Annotated in this window: 5 protein-coding genes; 3 read left to right on the forward strand and 2 right to left on the reverse strand. The window is 62.2% G+C overall.

Going from position 1 to position 3,555, the window contains the following annotated elements:
* Positions 1 to 51 precede the first annotated feature (51 nt).
* From DBR24_RS09750 to DBR24_RS09760, 3 genes are read left to right on the forward strand one after another with little or no spacing between them, the layout of a single operon-like run.
* Positions 52 to 972 (forward strand): arginase, encoded by a 921-nt coding sequence (locus tag DBR24_RS09750; protein WP_128614623.1) that lies wholly within the window; start codon positions 52 to 54, stop codon positions 970 to 972.
* The gene (locus DBR24_RS09755) at positions 969 to 1,343 is read left to right on the forward strand and encodes a transporter (RefSeq protein WP_123466188.1); all 375 of its coding nucleotides are present in this window, start codon (positions 969 to 971) and stop codon (positions 1,341 to 1,343) included. The genes DBR24_RS09750 and DBR24_RS09755 overlap by 4 nt, the downstream gene beginning before the upstream one ends.
* Positions 1,344 to 1,374: 31 nt before the next feature.
* A complete protein-coding gene (locus DBR24_RS09760; RefSeq protein WP_128614624.1) occupies positions 1,375 to 1,758 on the forward strand; it encodes an EamA family transporter in 384 nt (127 codons plus the stop codon).
* A 64-nt stretch (positions 1,759 to 1,822) separates the two neighbouring features.
* Here DBR24_RS09760 and DBR24_RS09765 read toward each other — a convergent pair whose 3' ends face one another.
* The gene (locus DBR24_RS09765) at positions 1,823 to 2,695 is read right to left on the reverse strand and encodes a fatty acid desaturase (RefSeq protein ID WP_128614625.1); all 873 of its coding nucleotides are present in this window, start codon (positions 2,693 to 2,695) and stop codon (positions 1,823 to 1,825) included.
* Positions 2,696 to 2,767: 72 nt separating this feature from the next.
* Entirely contained in the window at positions 2,768 to 3,529 is a 762-nt protein-coding gene (locus DBR24_RS09770) for a MipA/OmpV family protein (RefSeq protein WP_128614626.1), read from the reverse strand.
* Positions 3,530 to 3,555 lie beyond the last annotated feature (26 nt).

Here is a 3,555-nt window from a genome sequence, read left to right on the forward strand (position 1 = left end):
TGATGGATGAGGCCGGTGTCTGGCAGGGTCTGCCAAGGGTGAATAGCAACCTTGAACATTTTAGATCTCGACCACAGCCTGACGGCCCAGGCACCGATTGCGCGACTGCTCGACAGTGGCCGCGCCAGACGCCTGGACCTGCTCGACCTCGGCCCGAAACTCCGGCTCTGGTCCAGCGAACGCACCTGGCGGCGCTTCGCCGAACGCTTGCAGCAACGGCCGCGCCACAGCGGCCCGGCGCCGGAAATCTTCTTCGTCGGTTCCGGTGATTATCACCACCTGACCCCGGCGTTTCTCACCGACCTGCCCGAGCCGGTCAGCCTGATCCACTTCGACAATCACCCCGACTGGGTGCGTTTCGCGCCGCGTCGGCACTGCGGCTCGTGGGTCAATCAGGCGCTGAAACTGCCGAACATCCACCGCATCGTCACGCTCGGCCCGTGCAGCGATGACCTGCAAAACCCGCAGTTGAAGGGCGGCAATCTCGCGGCCCTCAGACGCGGGGTGCTGCAGCTGTTTCCGTGGCAGCACGCGCCCTCCAGAGTCTGGGGACGGGTCGGCGACGGCGCCGGGCATGCACAACAGGAAAACATGCTGCACTGGCACAACTTGTCGGAACTCGACTGGCGCCAGTTCCTCGACAAGATGATCGCCAGCCTGCCGACCGAGGCAGTGTGGATCACCATCGACAAGGACGTGCTTGCCAGCGAAGACGCCGCCACCAACTGGGATCAGGGCGGCATGCGCCTGAGCCACATGCTCCAGGCCCTGCGCGCCCTGGCGGCGAGCAAGCGGGTCCTCGGCATCGACATCTGCGGCGAATACGCACGCCCGGCCTTCAGTAACCTGCTCAAACGCTGGGAAGCAAAGACCGACCAGCCCCCGGCCGAGCGCTGGAGCGACGCCGATATCCTGCGCAATTCGGCGACCAATCAAGCCTTGATCGAGCTGTTCGAGGAGTTGTTTCCATGACGTTTACCGTGATTGTGCTGGTGGCCTTGTCGATTGTTCTGGATGTGATCGGCCAGCTCTGTTTCAAACTGGGCCTGGACCGCCTGCCGGCGCTGGAAGGTGGTTTTCGCCTGCAGGTGTTCTGGGGCCAGGTGTTCAACGCGCCGCTGCTGTGGGCCGGGATCGGGGCTTATGCGATCGAGTTCTTCGTCTGGCTCGGTGCCCTGTCGCGGGCGCCGCTGAGCCTGCTGTTTCCGGCGGCCGCGCTGGCTTATTGCGGCGTGGTACTGGCGGGCAAAGTGGTGCTCGGTGAAACCGTCAGCCGGCGCCGCTGGCTGGGTACGCTGGTGATTACGGCGGGCGTGATGCTCGTGTGTGCCGGCCATGTCTGAAGCGCGCCTGGAACTGCAAAGGAACTACGCAATGCATTGGCTCCACGGGCGCCTGGGCACCATCGTGCTGTGGGCGCTGTTGATCATTCTGGAAAGTGGCGGACAGATCGCGAGCAAGGTCGGCGGCGATCAGTTGGGGCAGATGGACTTCAGCCTGCAATGGCTGCAAGGCATCGTCATGACGCCCGGCGTGTGGGTGGCGATTGCCTGCTACATCGGCGCGTTTTTTGTCTGGATGCTGATTCTGCGCCGCAGCAGCCTGTCGCTGGCGTTTCCCTTGAGTTCGCTGGTGTTTGTCGGCGTGCTGCTGGGATCGTGGCTGGGGCTTGGCGAGCAGATCAGCCTGCTGCACTGGGTCGGCGTGGCGGTGATCATGGGCGGGATTGCCCTGCTTGCCGAGGGCGAAGAACACTGAAATCGACCGTGCAGGCTGCGTTTTTTGATCTTGAAAAACAAAGATCGCAGCCTGCACAAAGCGCTCAGGCGTCGGGCTTCTGGTGGTTCAGCAAGAACCCCAGACCATGCGCCAATGCAATCTCCTTCACCCCCGCTTCCTGCTGCTGCCGGGCGATCTGCCGGTGATAGGCCTTGACCTGAGTCCAGTGCATTTTCGGCCGATAGTGGTGCTCGGCGTGATAGCCGTTGTTCATCCACAACAGGTTGTACAGCGGGCTGTAGGCACTCACGCCCCACGCGATGGGCAAGTCCGGGTTGCCGCCAAAATGCTCGTAATAACCGTTGAGCGACGACAACGCCTGCCCCAGGTACCAGAACGGCAGCAGCACCAGCACCGCTTGCCAGTCGTACACCGCCAGCAGCAGATAGAACGCCACCGTCACATAGATTTCCACCTTGACCCAACGCGCGTCCTTCGGCCGTTTGCGGCGCATTTCTTCGTAGATCGGCGTGGGATCGTCGCGGAAAAAACTCAGAAACGTATAGGCCCAGGGATTTTCTGGCTGACCGTTTTTGCCGCGCAGATAAATCGACAGCGGATCAATCGTCTTGCCGTCCGCTCCCGGCCGGTCCGAGTTGCCACGGTGATGCCGGTTGTGGATATCACGATAGAGAGTTTGTGAAAAACCGATGGTCACCGACAACAGCAGATCGAACGCCCGGTTCAGCCACGCCGGGGTGAAGTAGGCGTTGTGGATCTGGTTGTGGGAAATGCTGTTGATGCTCCACGACAGGCTGATCGCATAGCCCAGCGCCAGCGGCACAAAGGCCCACCAGGACAGCTGAGGAAAGGCTGAGACCAGCCACAGGACACAGGCGAAGTGGACAATGCCCAATGCGATGGGGATCAAGTCCCACAACGAATGGGCCAACAGACGATAAGCAGGGCGAGCCATGAAGAACATCCTGAAGGAATGGATTCGACATGGCTGTCTGCAAACCGCAGACCAATTCGCCCGCGTGCGCAATCAGTCGAACTTGTAGGCGATGGCCGCCTGCACTTCACCCTGATTGGTATCCCCCACCGCTTTGACGATGCTGCTGTCGGCCGCCGAGCGGGTCAGGTGAATCCAGCTCGCGCTGGTGACCAGCGACCAGTGCGGCGCCAGCGCAAACTCGAAGCTCTGGGTCAGCGCCACGTTCTGCAAACCACCGCCGGCGTTGTACGCGCGGATGCCCGAGGCCTGCGCTTCGCGATCACTGACACCGAAGAAGGTCTGGGTGCCCTGCGCATCGGTAAAATGCGCGGTCAGGTTGCTGCTGCCAATCACCCCGCCGCCCAGTGGATAGCCGATTTCACCGCCCACTTTGCCAAACACGCCGCCCTGCCCGCTGCCACCGCCGGCGGCCTGGCCAACGAAGGCGAACACGCGCCAGAAATCGGCCGGAGCGTATTGCACGAAGCCGCCAGCCTCGGCCATGTCGGGCACATCACGCAGGCCACGCAACTCACCATTGGCGGTGCGCCCGGAGAGGTAGTTGATGTACGGCCCGGCGCTGAAACCGTTGGTTTTCAAGGCGCTCCAGGTCAGACCGTCGTCGGTACCGAGGCTGACATCGCCCCAGTCCAGATCCAGATACGGGATCGGTCGGGTTTCGTAACGGCTGCCGGTCGGATCATGCGGTTGATACCCCACCCCGAGTCCTGCTTCGCCTGTGATGCCATCCGCCAGCGCGGCCCCGGAAAAGCTGGCCAGTGCGGCCAATAACGCCAGTGTCTTCCTCTGCATGAGGTCATTCCTTTTCTGAACTTGCG

This window comes from Pseudomonas sp. HMWF006 (assembly GCF_003061205.1).
GTDB lineage: Bacteria > Pseudomonadota > Gammaproteobacteria > Pseudomonadales > Pseudomonadaceae > Aquipseudomonas > Aquipseudomonas monsensis.